At 74.9% G+C, this 20859-nt stretch carries 12 protein-coding genes; 7 read left to right on the forward strand and 5 right to left on the reverse strand.

Annotation, left to right across the window (positions count from 1 at the left end):
• The first annotated feature begins 29 nt into the window (after positions 1-29).
• Positions 30-3476, forward strand: a complete 3447-nt coding sequence (locus ACIQTO_RS37050; RefSeq protein WP_402397875.1) for a BTAD domain-containing putative transcriptional regulator — start codon at positions 30-32, stop codon at positions 3474-3476.
• Here the strand turns inward: ACIQTO_RS37050 and ACIQTO_RS37055 are convergent.
• Complete coding sequence (locus ACIQTO_RS37055; protein WP_402397878.1) at positions 3464-4771, reverse strand: serine hydrolase domain-containing protein; 1308 nt, start codon at positions 4769-4771, stop codon at positions 3464-3466. The two genes, ACIQTO_RS37050 and ACIQTO_RS37055, sit on opposite strands and share 13 nt — an antisense overlap.
• A 388-nt stretch (positions 4772-5159) precedes the next feature.
• Here ACIQTO_RS37055 and ACIQTO_RS37060 point away from each other — a divergent pair, with 388 nt between their 5' ends.
• Complete coding sequence (locus ACIQTO_RS37060) at positions 5160-6179, forward strand: alpha/beta hydrolase (RefSeq protein ID WP_402397881.1); 1020 nt, start codon at positions 5160-5162, stop codon at positions 6177-6179.
• A 162-nt stretch (positions 6180-6341) separates the two neighbouring features.
• Complete coding sequence (locus ACIQTO_RS37065) at positions 6342-8306, forward strand: glycoside hydrolase family 5 protein (RefSeq protein WP_402397884.1); 1965 nt, start codon at positions 6342-6344, stop codon at positions 8304-8306.
• Positions 8307-8410: 104 nt separating this feature from the next.
• On the opposite strand, the gene ACIQTO_RS37070 is transcribed toward ACIQTO_RS37065, so the two are convergent.
• From ACIQTO_RS37070 to ACIQTO_RS37085, 4 genes are all read right to left on the reverse strand, one after another.
• Positions 8411-9982 (reverse strand): hypothetical protein, encoded by a 1572-nt coding sequence (locus ACIQTO_RS37070; RefSeq protein ID WP_402397887.1) that lies wholly within the window; start codon positions 9980-9982, stop codon positions 8411-8413.
• A 50-nt stretch (positions 9983-10032) separates the two neighbouring features.
• Positions 10033-12369, reverse strand: a complete 2337-nt coding sequence (locus tag ACIQTO_RS37075) for a glycoside hydrolase domain-containing protein (RefSeq protein ID WP_402397890.1) — start codon at positions 12367-12369, stop codon at positions 10033-10035.
• A 142-nt stretch (positions 12370-12511) separates the two neighbouring features.
• Positions 12512-13708 (reverse strand): DUF4185 domain-containing protein, encoded by a 1197-nt coding sequence (locus tag ACIQTO_RS37080; protein WP_402397893.1) that lies wholly within the window; start codon positions 13706-13708, stop codon positions 12512-12514.
• 346 nt (positions 13709-14054) lie between these two features.
• On the reverse strand, positions 14055-14342 hold the full coding sequence (locus ACIQTO_RS37085; RefSeq protein ID WP_402397896.1) for a hypothetical protein: 288 nt from the start codon (positions 14340-14342) through the stop codon (positions 14055-14057).
• 92 nt (positions 14343-14434) lie between these two features.
• On the opposite strand from ACIQTO_RS37085, the gene ACIQTO_RS37090 reads away from it, so the two are divergent.
• The 4 genes from ACIQTO_RS37090 (at position 14435) to ACIQTO_RS37105 (ending at position 20572) form a co-directional block, all read left to right on the forward strand.
• Positions 14435-17080 (forward strand): helix-turn-helix domain-containing protein, encoded by a 2646-nt coding sequence (locus ACIQTO_RS37090; protein WP_402397899.1) that lies wholly within the window; start codon positions 14435-14437, stop codon positions 17078-17080.
• A 208-nt stretch (positions 17081-17288) separates the two neighbouring features.
• Positions 17289-18431 carry a serine hydrolase domain-containing protein gene (locus ACIQTO_RS37095; RefSeq protein WP_402397902.1) on the forward strand — a complete coding sequence of 381 codons (1143 nt, stop codon included), beginning with the start codon at positions 17289-17291 and terminating at the stop codon, positions 18429-18431.
• Between the two features lie 78 nt (positions 18432-18509).
• Positions 18510-19589, forward strand: coding sequence for an alpha/beta hydrolase (locus ACIQTO_RS37100; RefSeq protein WP_402397905.1), 1080 nt, complete (start codon positions 18510-18512; stop codon positions 19587-19589).
• Between the two features lie 149 nt (positions 19590-19738).
• Positions 19739-20572 (forward strand): DUF6585 family protein, encoded by an 834-nt coding sequence (locus ACIQTO_RS37105; protein ID WP_402397908.1) that lies wholly within the window; start codon positions 19739-19741, stop codon positions 20570-20572.
• Positions 20573-20859 lie beyond the last annotated feature (287 nt).

Consider the following 20859-nt stretch of genomic DNA (forward strand, 5'->3'; position numbering starts at 1 on the left):
CGAACCGGCGGGGCTGGGATAGTGGGCGGGTGCACGTCGGCCTTCTCGGACCAGTGGTGCTGGACCTCGACGCCGGCCCGGTAGCGGTCGGCGGCCCCAGGCTGCGGGCGCTGCTGGCCCGGCTGGCGCTGGACGCCGGGCGCGCCGTCCGACCGGAGGTCCTGGCCGAGGCGCTGTGGGCCGGCGCACCGCCGGCCGACCCGGCGAACGCCCTGCAGTCACTGGTGTCCCGGCTGCGGCGCGTCCTGGGCGGCCCCGGCCTGCTCACCGCCGGACCGGCCGGGTACCGGCTGACCGTCGAGGCGGCCGCGGTGGACAGCGTGCGGTTCGAGCACCTGGCGCGTGCCGGGCGGCACCTACTCGACCAGCGCCGGCCCGCCGAGGCAGCGGCCACCCTCCGTGAGGCGCTCGTCCTGTGGCGCGGCCCCGCCTTGGCGGACGTCCGGGAGGCACCGTTCGCCGAGGCCTCGGCCGAGCGGCTCGGCCGGGCCCGGTTGGCCGCCCTGGCGGACCGGATCGAGGCCGATCTCACCCTCGGGCCCGGCCCCGAGCTGGTCGCCGAGCTCGAATCGCTGACGGCGGACCACCCGCTGCACGAACAGCTGCACGCCCAGCTGATCCGCGCGCTGGCCGCCGACGGCCGGGGCGCCGAGGCGCTGGCCGCCTACCAGCGGGTGCGTGACCGCCTGACCGAGGCCTTCGGCAGCGACCCGGGGCCCCGGCTCCGGGCGGCCCACCTGGCCGTGCTGCGCGGCGACCTGCCCCCGCGGCACCGGTCGGACCGCCCGGCGGCCGGGCGGTCGCGGCCGCACGGCAACCTCGACGCTCCGCTGACCAGCTTCGTGGGCCGCCGGGACGACCTCGCCCGGGTGGTCGGGCTGCTCGACCGGGCCCGGCTGGTCACCCTGGTCGGCCCCGGCGGAGCCGGCAAGACCCGGCTGGCGAGCGCCGGCGGGCACCGCCTCACCCCGTCCGACGGGGTGTGGTTCGTCGCCCTGGCCCCGGTCGGCCCGGACGGCGTGGCCGGCGCGGTGCTCGACGCCCTGCGCACGCGCGAGGCCGGCGCGCCCCGACGCACCCAGCCACCCGACCCCGGTCCTGCTCGCGACCCCGGTCCTGCTCCCGCCCCCGGCGAGGGCGTCCTCGACCGCCTGATCGAGGAACTCGCGGACGACGACCTGGTCCTCGTCCTGGACAACTGCGAGCACGTGGTGGAGGCCGCCGCGACGCTGGCCGCCACCCTGCTCGCCCGCTGCCCCCGACTGCGGATCCTGGCCACCAGCCGGGAACCGCTGCGGATCGACGGTGAGAGCCTGCACCCGGTGGTCCCCCTGGAGCTGCCCGTACCGGGCTCGACGGCCCAGCAGGCGCGTGCCTGCGCGGCCGTCCGGCTGTTCCAGGACCGCGCCGCCGCGGTCCGCCCCGGCTTCACCCTGGACGGCGACGCACTGACGGCGGTGGTCGAGATCTGCCGGCGCCTGGACGGCCTCCCGCTGGCGATCGAACTCGCCGCGGCGCAGCTGCGCACGCTGCCGATCGAAGCGGTCACGGCCCGGCTGGACGACAGGTTCCGGCTGCTCACCGGCGGCAGCCGCACCGCGCTGCCCCGGCACCGGACGCTGCGCGCGGTGGTGGCCTGGAGCTGGGACCTGCTGCCCGCCGATGAGCGGGCGCTGCTGGAACGGCTGGCGGTGGTGCCCGGCAGCTTCACGGAGGACGCGGCGCTGGCGGTCGCCGGGCCCGGCCAGCAGCACGACACCGGCCACCACCACGCCGGCGACCAGCAGGGCACCACCGACCCGCACGACAGCGCCGACCCGCACAGCACCGGCGACCGGCACCACACCGAAGGCCACCGGCTCCGCGACGTCCGGGAGTTGCTGACGGCACTGGTCGACAAGTCCCTGCTGCACCCGGTCTGGGCCACCGACGCGGGCGAGCTGCGCCACCGGATGCTGGAGACGATCCGGGAGTACGGCCTGGAGCAGCTCTCCCGTCACGCCGGGGTCGAGGCCGCGCGCAGCCGGCACCTCGGGTTCCTCCTCGACCTGGTCGAGAGCGCGGATCCCCGGCTCCGCACCCGCGACCAACTGCGCTGGCTGGCACGGCTGTCGGCCGAGCGGGACAACCTGCTGGCCGCGATCCGCCGGGCGATCACGGCCGGCGACACCGACACGGCCGTCCGGTTCGGTGCCGCGCTGAGCTGGTTCTGGTCGATGCGGGGCAACCCTCCGGAGTCGCTGGACCTGCTCGGCGCGGTCCTGGAGCTGCCCGGGCCCGCCGATCCGGTGGCCCGCGCGCTGGTGGTGGTCGCGCACGCGCTGGGCACCGCGGAGGTCGGCCGGCCGCAGGAGGCCGCGGCCGCCCTGGGGCGGATCGGTCCGGCGCTGGAGGGCGTCGACCGCACGGCCCACCCCCTGCTGGAGGTGGCCCGGTCGGCGACCGCGCTCACCGCCCCGGCGGCGCCCGGTCCGGCCGAGGCGGCGGCCGGCTGCGGCGACGGACCGCCGGACCCGTGGAGCCGATCGTTCGGCTGGACGGTCCGGGGCCGGCTGGCCCTGCGGGCCGGGGACCTCACCCGGGCGGACCACCTGCTCACCCACGCGCTGAGCGGCTTCGAGGAACTCGGCGAACGCTGGGGCCTGGCGACCACGTTGAGCGCCCTCGGGTCGATCCGGCAGCGGTCCGGCGATCCGGCCGCCGCACTGGCGATGAACGAGCGGGCGACCCGGTACTTCCAGGAGCTCGGCATGCGGGAGTACACGGTCGAGAACGAGGTGGAGGCCGCGCTGATCCTCGCCCGGACCGGGGACGTGACCGGCGGCCGGCAGCGCCTGGCGGGCCTGCTCGACCAGGTGGCGGAGAGCGGGTCGGCGGAGCTGTGGGCGCAGGTGCGGCTGGGACTGGCCCGGCTGGAGTGGCGGGCCGGGCGGCCGGGGCCGGCCCGTGAGCACGCCCGGGCCGGCCTCGCCGCGCCACCCGCCGAGCAGGAGCCCCCGTCGCACCTGACGGCCCTGCTGCTGAGCGTGCTCGCCCAGGCCGACGCGGCCGAGGGGCTCCCCGACGACGCGCTGCGCCGGCTCGACCACCCGGCGGTGCACCTGGTGCTGGCCTGGGAGACCCCGGTCGCGGCCGGGCTGGCCGTCGTGGTGGCCGGGGCCGAGCTGGCCCGGGCCCGGCCGTGCGGCGCCGCACGGCTGCTCGGGGCCGCCACCGCGCTGCGCGGCGCGGAGGATTCCGACGACCTCGACGCGCGCGGTATCGCCCGGCGGGCCTCCGCCGCCCTGGGGGCCGCCGGATTCGCGGCGGCCCACGCCGCGGGCTCGGCGCTGTCAGGCACCGCGGCCAGAAGCCTCGTGACCGCGGCCATCACCGCACCCGGACACGCTCCCGGACACGCGTCCGGGAGCGCACCCCGCGCCGGGGCGGGCGCCGGGCCCGGGGCGCACCCGGCCCGCCCCGGTCAGCCGGACTGAGCCGTACCGGCGCCGGCCGGCACCGGCTCACCGAACATGGCGCAGACCACGGCCGTCTGCAGCGCCCGGTCGGCCTCGGCGAGCTTCGGATCGGCCTCGAACTCGTACCGGAACTCCGTCGGGACGAGCACGGTGGCGGTCCGGCCGCCGGTGCCGTCGGTGTAGTTGACGCTGGAGTACCCGGTGATTCCCCCCTCGTGGGCCCAGATGGTGCCGCACGGGGTGGGCGCCGTCTCGATGCCCAGCCCGTAGCCGGGCCCGTCCACCGGGTTCGCCGGGTCCGTCGCCACGGTGGTCCGCAGCTGGGCGAGCTGGGCCGCGGGCAGCAGCCGGCCGGACATCAGCGCCGTGTAGAAGCGGGACCAGTCCCGGGCGGTGGACACCACCGCGCCGGCGGCCCCGCCCCAGCTCGGGCTGTTGCCGGAGACGTCCACCTGGCCGTCGCGCGGCACCCCGGCGACCGTCCTGAACTCGGCGGGCACGCCCGGCGGCATGTGGGCGGCGTCCGGTTCGTAGCCCCGGGCGTAGCGGCCGCGCCAGCCGCCGTCCGTGGCGAGGTAGGTGTGCCACAGGCCCAGTGGCCGGGCGATCCGGTCCCGGACCAGGTCGGCCGGGCTCGCGCCGGTGACCTGTTCGAGGAGCGCGCCGACGGCCGCGTAGTTGGTGTTGCTGTAGGACCACTTCGCTCCCGGGGCGAACAGCGGCTCGTGCCGGGCGCCCACCGCGAGCAGCTCCGCGGCGCTCCAGCGTCGCGGGTCCGTGCCGAGGATCGCCGGGCGGAGGGCGGCGTCCTCGGTGTAGTCGAACAGGCCGCTGGTGTGGTTCAACAGCATCCGCACGGTGATCGCCCCGCCGTTCGGGACCAGGCCGGGCAACCACCGTTCCACCGGGTCGTCCAGGCCGACCCGGCCCTCGGCGACCAGCTGCAGCACGAGGACGGCCATCATGGTCTTGGTGTTGGAGCCCATCCTGAACTCGTCGCCCGCGTCGAGCCGGTGGTCCCGGGCGGCCCAGGGGGCCTGGTCGGCGATCTCGATCGGCCGGCCACGGCCGTCGTCCACCCGCACGATCACCCCGGGCGCCCCGGCCGCCACCAGCTCGCGTGCCAGCCCGGTCAGCCGGGCCCGCTGCGCCTCGGCCCCGTCCCGGGCCGCCCCGGCCGCCCCGGCCTTCGCGGCCCGTGCAGCCGAAGCGGCCGGGGCGGGGGTGGCCAGTGCGGGCGTCGCCACCCCCAGGACCAGCCCGGACACCGTCACCACGGCCGGCACCAGCCGCAGCCGGCGTGACCACCTCACGCGATCCGACGAGAACTCACCACGGGTCATGAAACGTTCCTCTCCTCCGTACGGGCGCCGGCCCGAGCGGTGCCGACGGGTTCAGCCTCCGGCCTGCCGCTGGCAACCCGCGCACAGCGCGCTGTCAGCCACGCACCGGCACCCGCTCCACCCGCCGGGCGGGGGCCCGCGACCCGGCCCGCCGGGTCGCGGGGACCGTCACCGGGGAGCGGTGGGCCCGCGCCACGACGGGTGCTTGACTAGGCCTCATGGACCGCGTCGCGACGTTCTCCCCGCCTCTGTCCCCGCCCCCGTCCCCGCTCCCGTTCCCGTCCCCTGACCACCCGGCGAGTGACCACCCGGCGAGCTGCTCCGGCCGAGGTCGCCGGGCCCGAGGGGACGGCCCGGCATGACGGCCGCCGACCTGACCCCGGGGCCCGGCCCTGACCTCACGGTCCGGCTCGCGCCGCCGTTCGACCCCGAACTGGGCGCCGCGCTGGCGGCTCTGGGCGGCGTGGCCAGGGTGCCCGTCACACCGGAGAACCTGGCGGTCCGCCAGCAGCGGGATGCCGCGGCCCGACCCAGGCCGACCCTCCGGGACCTGCGGGCCGACGGCCGGTTCGAGGTGGAGGAGCTGCGGGTGCCGGGAGCGCCGGACGGGCCCGAGGTCACCCTGGTGAGCGCGCGGCCCGCCGGGATCACCCGGCCGCTGCCGCTGCTGTACTACCTGCACGGCGGCGGCATGATCATGGGCAATGCGTGGTCCGTCCTGCCGCAGCTGCTCCGCGAGTGGTCCCTCCCCCTGGAGCTGGCCGTCATCTCGGCCGAGTACCGGCTGGCCCCCCGGACGCGGCACCCGGGACCGGTGGAGGACTGCTACGCCGGCCTCGTCTGGGCCGCCGCGAACGCCGCCGCGCTGGGCGTCGACGCGGACCGCGTCGTGGTCGGCGGCAAGAGCGCCGGCGGCGGACTCGCCGCCGCGCTCGCCCTGCTCACCCGGGACCGGGGCGGGCCCACCCCGATCGGGCAACTGCTGCTGTGCCCGATGCTCGACGACCGCGACGCCACCTTCTCCAGCCACCAGATGGCCGGTGTCGACACCTGGGACCGCACCTCCAACGCCACCGCGTGGCGGGCCCTGTTGGGCGACCGGTACGGCGCCGCGGATCTCTCCCCGTACGCGGCTCCCGCCCGCGCCACCGACCTCACCGGGCTGCCCCCGGCCTACATCGACGTCGGATCCGCCGAAACCTTCCGGGACGAGGACGTGGCCTACGCCCAGGCGCTCTGGCAGGCCGGCGGCGAGGCCGAACTGCACGTCTGGGCCGGAGCGTTCCACGGCTTCGACACCATCGCACCCCGGTCGGCCCTCGCCCGGGACGCCCGGGACGCCCGTACCCGCTGGCTCCGGCGCGTCCTCGCCCGGTGACCTGACCGCCCGTCCGGCCGCCGGACGGGAACGCGGGGCGAGAAGGGTGGATCGCGCCCTCCCGGGCGGCTCCCGGGTGTGCCAGGATCCCGGGTGACCGTGTACACGCGGAACCGGTCCCCGGCGGGGGCGACCGGCGTTCACCACCCTCACCAGTTCGGGATGACCATGAGAAGACTTGCCCTGCGCGCACTGTCCGTGGCGACGACCCTGTCCCTGGGTGTCCTGGCCTCACCCGGGCTCGCCACGGCGGCGCCGGCCGCCGGGGCGCCGAGCGCCACCGCGCCGGCCGCCGCCCCCGCGGCACTCACCGGCGCACAACTGGCGGCCTCCTGGACCGGCCCGCTGAGCACCCGCGGCCGCTACGTGGTCGACGCCACCGGCGACCGGTTCAAGCTGAGGTCCGGCAACTGGTCGGGTGCCCAGGGCACTTGGCAGGGCAGCGGCAGTACCACCGACCCGGCGAACAATCAGGCCGGCCAGGTGTCGTACAACCTGCCGCTGGGCCTGGACCGGGCGCCGCTGCCCGAGATCATGGCCGGCTTCCACAGCCTCGGGCTGAACAGCATCCGGCTTCCCTTCGCGGACGCGATGATCCGGGACAGCACGGTCGTCCCGGACGTCGCCGTCGCCGCCAACCCACAGCTGCGCGGCAGCACTCCGCTGCAGGTCTACGACGCCGTGGTGGCGGCCCTCACCGCCGACGGTTTCGCCGTCGTCCTCAACAACCACACCACCGGCTACCGCTTCTGCTGCGGCCTGGACGGCAGCGAACGCTGGAACAGCGGCCAGTCCACCCAACAGTGGGAGGAGGACTGGCTGTTCATGGCGAACCGGTACCGGGCGAACAAGCGTGTCGTCGGCGCCGACCTGCGCAACGAAGTCCGCCGCGACGTCTGGGACGACCCCAACTGGGGCCTGGGCGACAGCCACGACGAGTACGCCGCCTTCGAGGAGGCGGGCAACCGGATCCTCCAGGCCTCGCCCGACCTGCTGATCATCATGGAGGGCATCAACTGGCAGGGCATCCCGCTGGCCGGCCTGCCCCACGGCCGCCCGATGCTCAAGCCGGTCGCCACCCTCTCGCACACCCTGATCGACTCCGGAAAGCTGGTCTACGCGGCCCACTTCTACGGCTACACCGGGTCGGCCAACACCGGTGCGGGCAGCGGACCCGGGTCCACCGGCGATCCGCGCTACCAGGACCTGACCCCCGAACAACTGGCGGCCGTGGTCGACGAGGAGGCGCTCTTCGTCACCCGGGCCGGGCAGCACTTCACCGCTCCGGTCTGGATCAGCGAGTTCGGCGCGGGCGGGCGCGGCTCGACCGACGCCAAGGAGCAGGCCTGGTTCGACCGCTTCACCGCGATCCTGGCCGCCCGGGACGCCGACTTCGCCGTCTGGCCGCTGATCGGCTGGCACAACGACGGTGTGCCCCAGGACAGCTGGGCCCTGCTGCACTACGACCGGGCCGGCCGCCGGCTCAGCGTCGAGGACCCGGGCGACTGGCGGGCGGCGGACTGGAACCGGCTGGTCACGGCCCCCTCCTACACCGGCCCGGTACCGGAGTCCGCGCGCTGGAACCTGCTCGACCTCGACCACACCGACCAGAACGTGTCCCGGCGGATGCTCGCCCTGCCCGACTGGAGCGGCGGCAACCGCAAGGGCAACTGCCCGGACGGCCAGCGCCTGATCGGCCTGGGCCGCAGCGACAGCCGCGGCCTGTGCACCGACGCCGGACGGCCCGCCACCGGACCGGAGGGCTGGGTCACCGTGACCGACGAACGCTACGTCACCGACGGCGACTGGGCCCCGGGCTACAACAAGCTCCAGTGCCCGGCCGGCCACCTCGCCGTCGGCTACAGCGTCCGCGGCAACGCGATGGCGGCGCTGCTGTGCGCTCCGGCGGCCGGTGCGCCGGCCACCACGGGCCGGGTCCTCTGGTTCGACCGGGGCGACAACCGGCCGCCGGCCTCCACCGGGGCGGACTCCGCGGCCAGTGACTGGGCGCCCGGGTACTACAAGGGCCAGTGCGCCGCCGGCGAGTACCTCGCGGGTGTCGCGATGACCTGGCGCTGGACGCACGGCGGCGTCCCGGACGCGCTGCTCTGCCGGCCGCTGGCCTGACCCGCGGCCTGCGGCCCGGGGCTCACCCCGAGGGCCCGCCCGGGCGGCAGCTCCTGCCGCCCGGGCGGGCCCCGCCGGTACGCCCCCGCCCCGCGCCGCGCCCGTCAGGCGAGTGCCGGGCCGGCCGTGGAGTTCAACCAGGCCCAGCTCGACCAGGCGCTGAAGCCGGTCTGCCAGCGATGGAAGACCCCGGACCCGTTGCCGCCCAGCACCTCCAGCCGGCCGTCCTGGTTGGTGGTCGCCGCGATCCCGGTACCGCCGGTGCCGAAGGTCTCCCAGCTCGACCAGCCGCCGTTCACCGCGGTCTGCCACAGGTGGGTGGCCGTGCTGCCGTTGATCGCGAACACCTCCATCCGGCCGTCGACCGAACGCGCCGAGGAGAGCTCGGAGTTCGCGGCTCCCCCACCGGTCCCGGTCCAGTCCGACCAGCTGCTGGGACCGGTCTGCCAGCGGTGGAACACCCCGTTGGCGCCGGAGGTGAACACCTCCAGCCGGCCGTCGGTGTTGTGATTGACCGTCAGGCCGTGACCGCCGCCGCCGAAGGAGTCCCAGTCCGACCAGCCGCCGTTGGGCGCGGTCTGGTACAGGTGGCCGAACGTGGTGTCCGACAGGGCGAACACCTCCAGCCGGCCGTCGGGCGCGCCCTCCATCTGCAGCCGCGCGTCGGCGGGCCCGCCGACCCCGGCCCAGGCCGCGAACGCCCCGTTGGGCGCGGTCTGCCAGGTGTGGAACACCCCGGCGGGGCCGGAGGCGAAGAGCTCGATCCGGCCGTCGGCGTTGCCGCCGGCCGCGATGCGGGACCCGCCACCGCCGAGCCCGGCCCACCCCGACCAGCCGGCGTTCGGCGCGGTCTGCCACCTGTGGTCGAGCGTGGTCCCGTTGAGCGCGAACAGCTCCAGCCGGCCGTCCCGGTTGGGCGCGATCGCCAGCTGGGCATTGGCCGGGCCGCCCTCGTTGACCCACTCCGACCAGCCGCCGTTGACCGACAGCTGCCAGGCGTGCCAGACACCGTCCGCGCCCGCCGCGAAGGTCTCCAGCCGGCCGTCCGCATCGCGGCCGGAGACCATCCGGCCGGACGGGTACGGGTGCGGCGTGGCCGCGCTGTCCTCGATGACGTTGTGATAGCGGCGGGCGCTGAACGAGCTGTTGGGGTGCCCGTCCAGCGAGCTGTCGCCGATGTTGGCGGTGAGGTGCCGGACCGGGGCCGATCCGAAGGAGTAGTAGGAGAAGTCGCCGTCGCCGTCGAGCCACTGGTCGAAGAGGAACACGTGCTCGCTGTAGTTGTCCAGGATGTCGCCGGGGCGCAGGTCACCGCGCTCGATGGCGAACGAGTACGAGTCCGACAGCGACCCGGTCCAGGCGTTGGCGTCCAGGTGCCAGGCCATCGACACATAGCCCGAGCAGTCCCGGCGGTAGTCGAAGTCGCCGCCGGGGCCCGGCGAGTAGCCGCCCTGGTCGTAGGGGCCCGGCTGGTGGTCGACCCAGTACTGGGCCCGCGCGATGATCTCACCGCGGGTGATGGGGCCGCCGAGGGCCGAGGCGGCGGAGGCACTGCCCGCGGTCGCGAGGCCGGTGCCCGCCAGGGCGAGGACGAGGGCGACGGCCGTCAGCAGGGCCCGGACCGCGGTCCAGGGCAGGTGCGACGCACGCCCGGAGGAAGGGGTGAAGGATGACATCTCGGTCTCGACTGCTCCTCTCGAAGGGTTCACGGGCCGACCCACAGGGTTCACGGGCCGACCCAGGCGGCGCCGCCGAAGGTGCCGTCGGCGTTCCAGCCGCTCCAGCCGCCGTTGGGCGCGCTCTGCCAGATGTGCGAGATGTTCGCGCCGCCGGGGGCGAGGGCGAACACCTCCATCCGCCCGTCCGCGTTGTGACTGACGTTCACGGTCGCCGCCGCGCCCCCGAAGGAGCCGTTCCAGGCACCCCAGCCGGAGGACGGGGCGGTCTGCTCGCGGATCGCGACACCGCCGCCGTTGGGCGCCAGGACGAAGACCGCCATCCGCCCGTCGGCCTCATGACCCACCACCGGCGCACCGCCCGTCGGACCGCCGAACGGGCCGCCGCCGTCCGCGTTCCAGCCGCTCCAGCCGCCGTTCGGCGCGGTCTGCCAGATGTGCGAGATCGAACTCCGGTCCGGCGCCACCGCGAACACCTCCAAGCGCCCGTCGGCGTTCTGACCGACCGTCACATCAGAGGAGGCGCCCCCGAAGGAGCCGTTCCAGGCACCCCAGCCGGAGGACGGGGCGGTCTGCTCGCGGATCGCGACACCGCTGCCGTTGGGCGCCAGGACGAAGACCGCCATCCGCCCGTCGGCCTCATGACCCACCACCGGCGCACCGCCCGTCGGACCGCCGAACGGGCCGCCGCCATCGGCGTTCCAGCCGCTCCAGCCGCCGTTCGGCGCGGTCTGCCAGATGTGCGAGATCGAACTCCGGTCCGGCGCCACCGCGAACACCTCCAAGCGCCCGTCGGCGTTCTGACCGACCGTCACTCCGGAGGAGGCGCCTCCGAAGGACGGGTCCCAGCTGCTCCAGCCGCCGTTCGGCGCGGTCTGCCAGATGTGCTGGATGCTGCTCCTGCCGGGGCCCAGGACGAACAGCTCCAGCCGCCCGTCCGGGTTCCTGCCGACCACCGGCAGGCCGCCGACCGGGCCGCCGAGCCGCTGCCAGGAGCCCCAGCCGCTGTTCGGCGCCGTCTGCTCGCGGTAGTACAGCCCCTGTTGGTCCGGCGAGACCGCGAACGCGATCATCGCGCCGTTCGCCTCCCGGCCGATCGCCGGGTTCTGCCGGCCGTCGCCGAAGTCGTCCCACCCCCGCCCGGCGGCGGCCGCCAGCCGGACGTCCAGGTAGTCGGCGTCGATGTTGATGGTGATGCCGCCGTAGGTCTCGTCGCGGCCGCCGGTGTACTGGTGGATCCGCTGGTGGTCCGCCCACAGCTGGTCCGGGATCGCCGGGTCCGAGGTGCTGGTACCGCCGCTGCCCGGCCACGCCGCGAAGTCGATGACGTCCGGCATCGCGTAGGAGGAGTAGTTGGCGACCAGGTCGGAGATCGTGCTGCCGGCACTGCCGTAGACACCCGACAGATAGCCCCGGGCGTGCAACCGCGTGGTCCAGGCGGACAGGTAGCCCAGCACCAGGCCCGAGTACTGCGGGGCGTAGTGCTCGTTGTCCATGTACACCGGGGTGCCCGGGGGGAAGCCGAGGTCCGTCAGCCGCGCGATCGCGTCGTCGGCGTCGGCCACGCCCTGGGCCGCCGACGGGATCGTGGCGCAGCCGGGGCAGGCGCCGGGCGCCTGGTGGCCGACGTACAGCGGGAAGAAGTGCCAGTCGATCGAGGCCTGCCGGGCGACCCAGTCGGCGGTCAGGTTCGGCTGGTCGCAGGTGCGGTTGACACCACCGATGTAGATGCCGATCGCACCGTAGGGCGAGGAGTCCATCCAGGTGCGCATGGTGGCGGAACTCGGCGCCGCGCACGGGTCGAAGCCCTGACCGGTGTAGTTGGTGGTGCTCCCGTCCACGGCGGCCGCGAGAGCCGCGGTGCTGACGGCGGCGCTCACGGCGGTGCTCACGGCCGGGGCGGCGGCGCTCACGCGCGGGGCGGCGGTCCCCTGCGCCGCCGCCCCGCTCGTCGTCCGCAGACCCGCCCGGTCGAGGACCGTCGTGACGGCCGCCCGGTCGCCGCCGTAGGCCGCGGTGACGGTGACCGTACCGGTGGTCACGGTGATCTCGCGGGAGGCGGTGTTCTCCCGGACCCCGCCCTCCGCCCCGGCCACGGCCGGCTGCAGCAGGATCGCCTCGCTGCGCCCGCGCAGGTGGGACGGACAGGCCTGGTCCGCGCCCGGGCGGCCCAGGTACACGGCGTGCCGGTCGAACCGCACGCAGGTGTCCGGCGCCGCGTCCAGGTCGATCACCGGCCAGGACGCCGGCACCCGGAGCGTCGTGCCCCGGTAGGTCACGGTCCGGCCGTCGTCCGGGGACGCGGCTGCCGGGCCGGTCACCGCGAGACCGGCGGAGGAGAGGACCAGGGCGCCCACCAGCGCTCTGGCCAGGACGGCGAGTCTCATACGGACCCCTTCCGGTGCGGACGGTGAACGGTGTCGAACGCGTTGGACGCTTCGAAGGCCTCGAAGGCGTCGAGCACGTCGAAGGCCCCGGGCACGTCGAAGGCCCCGGACGGTCGGCGCGGTTGCTCGTGCGGGGCCGGCACTACGGCCGGATCCCGTCGAACTGCAGGACCCGGTAGGCGCCTTGCGCGGTCCACTGCGAGACGATCAGGGTCAGTGAGGTGGCACTGGCGCTGCCGGGGTGGATGTAGCCGCCGTACAGGCTCTCGACCTGCGGCCGGCCCCAGTGGTTCGGCGGCCAGGTGCTGTTCGCGACGATCTGCGGGACGGGCGCCGACCACCCGGCGTCGGGCCGGGACGCGGTGCGCGTGCAGATCGAACCGTCCGCCAGGTCGAGATAGCTCATGCAGTACCGGCCGTTGATCCGCTTGACGGAGAACTCGCCGATGTTGTTCCCCGGGCCGAACAGCGGGGTCGGCGGAGTGCCGTCGGCGGCCCAGTGCCAGCCGCCGTCGTACGTCCAGTTCTGCTGGGCGCCGAAGTCGCCGGCGCGGAACTCGGCCGGGTCGATCCGGAACAGCTGGATCGCGCCCTGGTCCGCGGTGTTCTTGTGGGTGCCGTTCCAGCGCTTGGAGAAGATGTACAGCCAGCCGTCCGGATCGATGCCCGCGAAGGACCACATCCCGTACATCGACTGGTTCACCCCCTGGTCCTGGCCGGCCCAGTGGTAGGGGTAGTCGGTCCACGTCCGGCCGAAGTCGTCGGAGTAGGCGACGCCCGCCATCAACGAGCCGTCCTCGCCGGCCGGCAGCGGGTCCGGGCCGATGCCGCGCGCCACGGAGGTGTACTGCAGGTAGGTGCGACCGCCGAACTCGATGCAGTCGTTGGGGATGCGGGTGCTCTCCACACCGTGGCCGTTGTCGACGCCGTGCCCGTAGTCGAAGAGCTGCGCGGCGGTTCCGCCCGGCATGGCGTAGGTGAAGGAGATCGGCGACGCCCCGGAGCGGTCGAAGCCCGCCTGGTTCAGGATCACCGGGGAGCCGAGGTAGGCGTTGCCGGTGTCGAACGAGTCGCCGAACACATAGCCCCAGGTGTTGTCGTGCTCCCGGTAGTACGGGATGCCCAGGTCGCCGCTGCCCAGCCCGTACCGGCTCGCCGAGTCACCGGGCAGCTGGCACAGCGGCGCGCCGGTCTGGCCGACGCCGTTGGTCGCGACGGCGGGCCCGGCGGCGGCCACCCCGGCGCCCACGGCGAGGCCGGTGCCCAGGGCGAGCCCCGTACCGGTCCGGAGCAGCGACCGCCGGGTGAGTTCGGGGCCCGGTCGCGGTGAAGTGGACATGGATCTCCTTGAGTTGATTCGGCGCGTACAAGGTCGGGTCGCCGGACGTCGGGTCGCGGGTCGTCGGGTCGGGTGCCGTCCCGGCGCGTGAGACCGGGCGCGGGCGGTCCCGGCACGGGAGGCCGCGACAGGAAGGACCCGCGGCCGGCGCCGCCCGGCGATCCCGGCCCCCATGCTCCGGCCCGGGCCACCCGGGCGGACAGGCCACGGACCGGCCAAACCCGGCCGGTGCCCGGAGCGGCCGGTCGACGACCTCCCGGACCGCTCGACCTCCCGGACCGCTCGACGGCCCGGCGGCCCGGCGGCGATCGGCGGGCCCGGCGGCGATCGGGCGGACAGCGGGTGGCTAGCGGGCACACACCGCCGCGACGATCACCACCAGGAGGACGATCGCGGCCAGTTGGAGGCAGCCGCAGCCGACGTCCAGGCTCCGGGCGACCTCGACATGGCCCCCGGGAGGGGTGCCGGGATGCCGCTTCGCGTAGTGCGCGATCTGCTGCCGCTCCCCGTCCGACTCGCCGAGCCAGGGCGTCCGGTAACTGCACTCACCGCACCAGTAGCGGTAGGCCACGTCGACTCCTCGCTTCTCGCCGCGCCGCGGCTCCATGAGGGCAGCGATTGTGGCGTTCGTCATGTTCGGCGAACAGGCCAACCGGCCGGACATCGCTGACCGGTCGTCACAGGTAGGCTCACCGGCGATTTACTGGCGAGTAGAGAGGCGCCCCGGTGACAGATCAGCTCGGCACACTGCTACGCCGGCTGCGCCGCCAGGCGGGCCTGACGCAGGAACAGGTGGCGGAGCGGTCCGGAGTGAGCGTGCGCACCATTCGCCGGCTGGAGAGCGGCAGATCCACCGACCACCGGCTGGGCACGGTGAACCTGCTGGCCGACGCCCTCGACCTCGGTCAGGAGGACCGCCGGCAGCTGGCGGTCACGCTCGCCGCGGCACGGAGCGGGTCGGCCCCCGCGGTCCCCGGACCGAGCCCCGCGCCGACCGGAGCGCCGACCGGAGCGCCACCCGACGGACCGGCCGACGGACCGGCCCCGCTGCCCGCCCGGGCCACGCCGCCCGAACCGGCCGCCCCGCCCGGGCCACCGGCCCCCGGGCCACCTGCGGTGCCCGCAGTGCCCGCGCCGAGGCCGGTGCACGGCGCGCTGGTCGACGCCGCGCAGGAGTTGGCGACGGAGGTCAGGCGCCGCTGGCGGCGCGAGGAGGCGCAGCGCCGCGTCCACGACCCGTTCCCGCTCCCGGTCCGGTGGCAGCGGGCTCCTGCGGGCCTGACCGACCGCTCGGAGAACATCCAGCGCCTCGGCCCGGGGGCCGTGGCCCGCCGGATGGACCTCAGCGGTGACCTGCGGAGTGTGGCGGAGGTGTACCGGCGGATCTCCTCCGGGCGGCTGGTGATCCTCGGCCGGGCCGGCTCGGGCAAGTCGATCCTCACCATCCGGTTCGTCCTGGACCACCTGGAGGCCCCGACCGTTTCCGACCGGGTCCCGGTCATCTTCGGTCTCGGCTCCTGGGACCCGACCACCACCGCGCTGCGGGACTGGCTGATCGGCCGGCTGCTGCGCGACCACCCGCATCTGGCCCGCCGGGGCCCGCACGGCTCCACCCTGGCCGCCGCGCTGGTCGACGCCGACCTCGTCCTGCCGGTCCTCGACGGGTTCGACGAGATCGCGGAAGGCCTGCGGCGGGAGGCTCTCGACGCGCTCAACGCCACCTCCCTGCCGCTGGTCCTCACCAGCCGGCACGACGAGTTCGCCGAGGCCGTCCAGGAGGCGCACGCGCCGCTGCTGTGGGCGGCCGGCATCGAGCTCTCCGACCTCACCCTCGACGACCTCGTCCACTACCTGCCCCGGACCGCCCGGGCGGTCACCCGCGACGGCGGCGCGGGCCACGGCGGTGCGGGCGGCGACGGTGCGGGCGGCGGCGACAGCGGGTCCGTGTGGGACGCCGTCCTCGACGAACTGCGCGCCGGGGAGAGCCCGGCGGGCGCCCGCCTCGCCGCCGTGCTCACCACCCCGCTCATGGTGATCCTGGCCCGCACCGCCTACAGCGAGACGCCCGGCCGCACGCCCACCGACCTGCTGGACCCGGCCCGGTTCCCCACCGCGAAGTCCCTGGAGGAACACCTGCTGGCCGGCTTCGTCCCCGCGGTCTACCGGCGCCGCGCCCCGGAGCGGGACACCGCCGGCCGGCCGGCCACCTCGCCGGACTGGGACCCGGGGCGCGCCCAGCACTGGCTCGGCCACCTCGCCCACCATCTGGTCCGGCTCGACCACGACCGGCAGGACCTCGCCTGGTGGCAGATCGGCGACTCCCTGCCGCGCTCGACCCGCGTCCTGGCCGTCGTGGTGGCCACCGCGCTGAGCGTCACCCTCTCCGACTGGCTCGTCGTCCTGTTCGTCGGCCTGCTCGGCGCCCGGTTCGGACTCGGACCCGGCATCGGGATCGGCGAAGTCCTGCTCCAGGGGAGCCTGATGGGGCCGGTCGCCGGGCTCGCCTTCGGGTCCGTGTACGCGATCCTGATCACCTTCGGGGGCGGGGAGGCCTTCGAACCGACCCGGGTGCGGCTGCGCCTGCCCGGCACGCACCGCGGCCTCGGGCGTCGACCGGTCCGCACCTTCCTGGCCCGGTTCGGGGACGGTCTGCTCGGCGGGTCCGTGATGGGCGTCGGCTGCGCGTGCGCGCTCGCCCTGGAACGCGCGCTGTACACGGGGGCACCGCTGGCCAATCCGGACGTGCTCGAAGGCACCCTGATCAACATGCTGTGCTTCGGGCTCATCTTCGGCTCGGCCGCCGGGCTGGTCTTCGGCCTGTCGGCCGCGCTCGAAGCGCCCGTGGACGTGACCTCCGCGGCCACCCCGGTCAGCCTGCTGGCCGCCAACCGCGCCACGGTGGGCCGGAAGTTCCTCGTCCTGGCGCCGGCCCTGACCCTCGGCATCGCCGGCGGCGGGCGCCTGGTCGTCGGCCTGCTCCAGGGCGTCCTGGGGCCACTGAGCTGGGGGTTCCCCGACGGTCTCGTCATCGGCGCGATCGGCGGGATCGGCGGGACGGTCTCCTACCTGCTCGCGTTCACCGCCTGGGGGCAGTGGCTCGTCCTGTCCCGCGTCTGGCTGCCGCTGACCGGCAGACTGCCCTGGCAGACGGTGGCGTTCCTGGAGGACGCCTACCACCGCGGCGTGCTGCGCCAGACCGGCGCGGTCTACCAGTTCCGGCACGAGCGGCTTCAGCACCACCTCGGCCGCACCTTCCGGCAGCAGCACAGCCACTACGCACCGGCCACCTTCCCGTCCGCGTCGACCGCGACGAACGGGCCCACCGCGACCAACGGGTCCACCGGGTCCACCGCCTCGACCGGGTCACCGTGACCGAGGGGGCTCGGCGGACCGGCCGGGGCGGCCGTGCCCAGGTCAGCGGACGGCCGGTCACATGTGGCCGGTGCCGTGGCCTGTCCGTCGGGCCGTCCGGGCAGCAGCATCACGGGTACCGGTTCGACGCGGCGCCGGCGGCCGGGGCCACCCGGACCGGTCGCGGGCTTCGCGCGCCGCCCTGACCACCCGTAGCCCGAGGAGCCCGATGAAGCCCCTACGTCTGACCGCCGCCGGCGCGGCGCTGGTACTCGCCGCCCTCGCCGGTGCCGGGCCCGCGCACGCCGACACCCCGACCGCGGCCGGCATCCTGCAGGCCGGCGCCCAGCTCGGGGTCACCGACGGATACCCGGGGGTGATCGGCCTGGTCCGCCAGGGCGACACCACCCAGTACGTGCACGCGGGCGTCGGCGACCTGTCCACCCGGGTGCCCGCCGACCCGAAGGCGAAGTTCCGGATCGGCAGCAACACCAAGGCGTTCACCGCCACCGTGCTGCTCCAGCTGGAGGGCGAGCAGCGGCTGTCCCTCGACGACACCGTCGCCAGGTGGCTGCCCGGAGCGGTCGCGGCGAACGGCTACGACGGCACCAGGATCACGATCCGCCAGCTGCTCAACCACACCTCCGGCCTGCCCGACTACGCCAAGGACGCGGCGTTCTCGCTGTCCTACGCGCTGAACACCCGGCCCGACCAGCCCTGGCCGGCCCAGACCCTGGTGGACCTCGGCCTCGCCCAGCACGCGCCGACCAGCTCGCCGGGGCGGCAGTGGAGCTACTCCAACACCAACTACATCCTGGCCGGCATGGTGATCCAGGCCGTCACCGGCAACGACGCGGCCACCGAGATCCAGCACCGGATCATCGAACCGCTCGGGCTGCGCGACACCAGCTTCCCGACCGCCGACCCCACCCTCTCCGGCAGCTACCTGCACGGGTACGAGTACCCGGTGATCAGCATCGGCATCCGGGACGTCACCGTCTCCGACGTCCAGACCTTCGGAGCCGCCGGGGCGATCGTGTCGACCCTGGACGACCTGACCGCCTTCTCCCGGGCCCTGGTGACCGGTCGGCTGCTGGCGCCCGCGCAGGAGGCCGAGCTCAAGACCACCGTCCCGGTGACCGCCGACGGCACCGTCGGCTACGGCCTGGGCATCGTTCACGTGCAACTGCCGTGCGGCCAGTGGGCCTGGAGCCACAACGGCGCCGTGCTGGGCTACTTCAGCGACTGGTACACCAGCGACGACGGCGGCAAGCAGGTCGCGCGCGCCAACAACGAGTTCCACCTGCTGGCCGGGACGCGGGGCCAGCAGGACACGGGCAAGGCGACGGTCGACGCCTACTGCGCGCTGTAGCGCCGGCCCGCGTCCGCACCCCCTACCCGACCGCGGGGCACCAGGCCCCTCCTGCCCGCCACCCCGAGAGGACCACCGATGACCTCACCGCTGCCCGCCTGGCGCCGGCACGCGAAGGCGGCCGTCGTCGCCGCCGCGCTGGCCGTGTCCGCGCTGCTCGTCACCGCGCCCGCCCACGCGGCCGAACCCGCCCCGCCGACCTTCACCGACGGCTTCGGCCTGACCCAGGTCGGTGCCCCCGAGGTGCACTCGCCCACCGACCTCACGCTCACCGTGACCACCGGTCAGCTCTCCGGCACGCACAAGATCCGGATCTTCCTCCCCCGCGACTACACCGCGGATCCCGGCCGGCGTTGGCCGGTGGCGTACTTCCTGCACGGCGGCGCCGGCACGGTGGACGACGCCGCGGCCGCTCCGGCCCTGCGCTCGGACGCGATGATCACCGTCGTCCCGGACGGCGGCCTGAAGGGCTGGTACGCCGACTGGCTGATGCAGAACACCGTCCTCGGCAAGGCCAACTGGCAGACCTTCCACACCAGCCAGGTCGTCCCCTTCATCGACGCCAATCTGCGCACCCTCACCGACCGGTCCCACCGGGCCGTCGTCGGCCTGTCGATGGGCGGCTACGGCGCGCTGCGCTACGCCGAGTACCGGCCCGACCTGTTCGGCCACGTCGCCTCGCTGTCCGGCGGCATCGACCTCGGCATGCCGGAGATCCGCGGCACGGTCCTGGCCACGGAGCTCAACCTGCCGGGCGCGTGGTGCGCCGCGAGCACCTCCGGCACCGGTCAGTGCGTGGGCTACGGGCCCTACGTGGACAGCGACGCGATCTTCGGCTCGCCCTACCCGGTCTTCAACGCGGACCACATCTGGAACGAGGTCAACCCCGCCGCCGGCGCCAACCTGGCCAAGCTGGCCGGCACCGACATCGCCCTCTACACCGGCGACCAGGGGCCCATCGACCACTTCACCGCGATCGCCACCGGCACCGTCCGGACCCGTCTGGACCAGCTCGGCATCCCCAGCCTCTTCGTCGACTACGGCGACGGCTCGGCCCTGTCGCCCACCTGCGACGGCGGCCACAACTACGGCTGCTGGGCTCCGGCCCTCGCCGACTACGTGCCCCGCCTCCGGGCCGCGTTCGACCGGGCGGGCTGAGCCCTCCACCGGGGCCGCCGGGACCGCCGACCCGCCGGCCCCGGTGCCGCCCGGCCCGTCACCGACCCGCCCGACCGCCCCGACCCACCCGACCGCCCGCGCCCGCGACCCGCCGGTGCGGGCGCCACCGGACACGACAGAGGAAGAGAATGACCGGACAGGACGGCCGTACGGACGGCCAGGAGCAGTTTCTGACACTGATCGACGAGGCGGCGCTGCGCAACCGGCTGGGTGAGCGCCGGGCGGTCCATCCGGGCACCCAGTCCCGGGCTAGCTCGCTCGGCTGCGCGGTGACCGGGGCCGTGGTCTTCGGAGGGCTGGCGCTCGTGCTGTCCCTCACCGCGGCGGCCGTGCTGGCCGTCATCCCGCTCGGGTTGCTGCTCCTCGTCCCGCTGGGCATCTGGATCGAACGGTCGACGACGAAGCAGAACAGGGGTGTCCGGCTCGACCTCTACGATCACGGTCTCACCGCCGTGGTGAAGGGCCGGGTCCATACCGTCCGCTACGACCAGACCTCGGTCCTCCAGAACACCGTCCGGCACACGGGAGTCGGCGGCTACACGGCCTACGCGTACACGTTGACCGATGTCGCGGGCGCGAAGGTCGTCCTGCGCGGGCGGGCGGACCGGACCGGCGAGGTCGCCGAGAAGGGCAAGTTCGCCAACCCCCGGGAGTGGGGGCCGGCCGTCCAGCAGGAGGTCACCCGCGCACAGCTCCCCCGCGCCGTCGCCACGCTGAACTCCGGGGGGCGGCTGGAGTTCGGCCGGCTGTGGGTCACCCGGGACGGGCTGGGATCCGCGCGCGAGTCGGCGCAGTGGCACGAGATCCAGGAGATCAAGGTGTTCAGCGGCTTCGTCAAGATCAGGGTCGCCGGACGGTGGCGCGCGCTCACCAGCGCCGCGGTGAGCACGATCCCGAACTTCTTCGTCTTCCTCGCGCTCGCGGAACACCTGCGGCAGTCCGGGGGCAGGGCGCCCGTCTGAGCCCGGGCACCGCCCCCGGGCCGGCGTCGCGCCGCTGCGGGTCGCGTCGGCGGCCTGGCCGGCGCCCGGGGCGTGCGCGTGGCGCTTTCGGGCTCCGATTCGTCACCGTGCGTACATCATCGCTCCGCAGCGGGTGAGGGCTGTGGTGCGGGCCACCCCGGAGCCGGTCACCACCCGACGATTCCGGCACGCGCGGCCGAGACCTCGTCACGCACCGTCGACCATGTGCCCGGCCTCACACCACCAATCCTGTGGCCCGGACCACTTCCACCCCATATTCGATCTTG

Source organism: Kitasatospora sp. NPDC091207, assembly GCF_044768625.1.
GTDB lineage: Bacteria > Actinomycetota > Actinomycetes > Streptomycetales > Streptomycetaceae > Kitasatospora.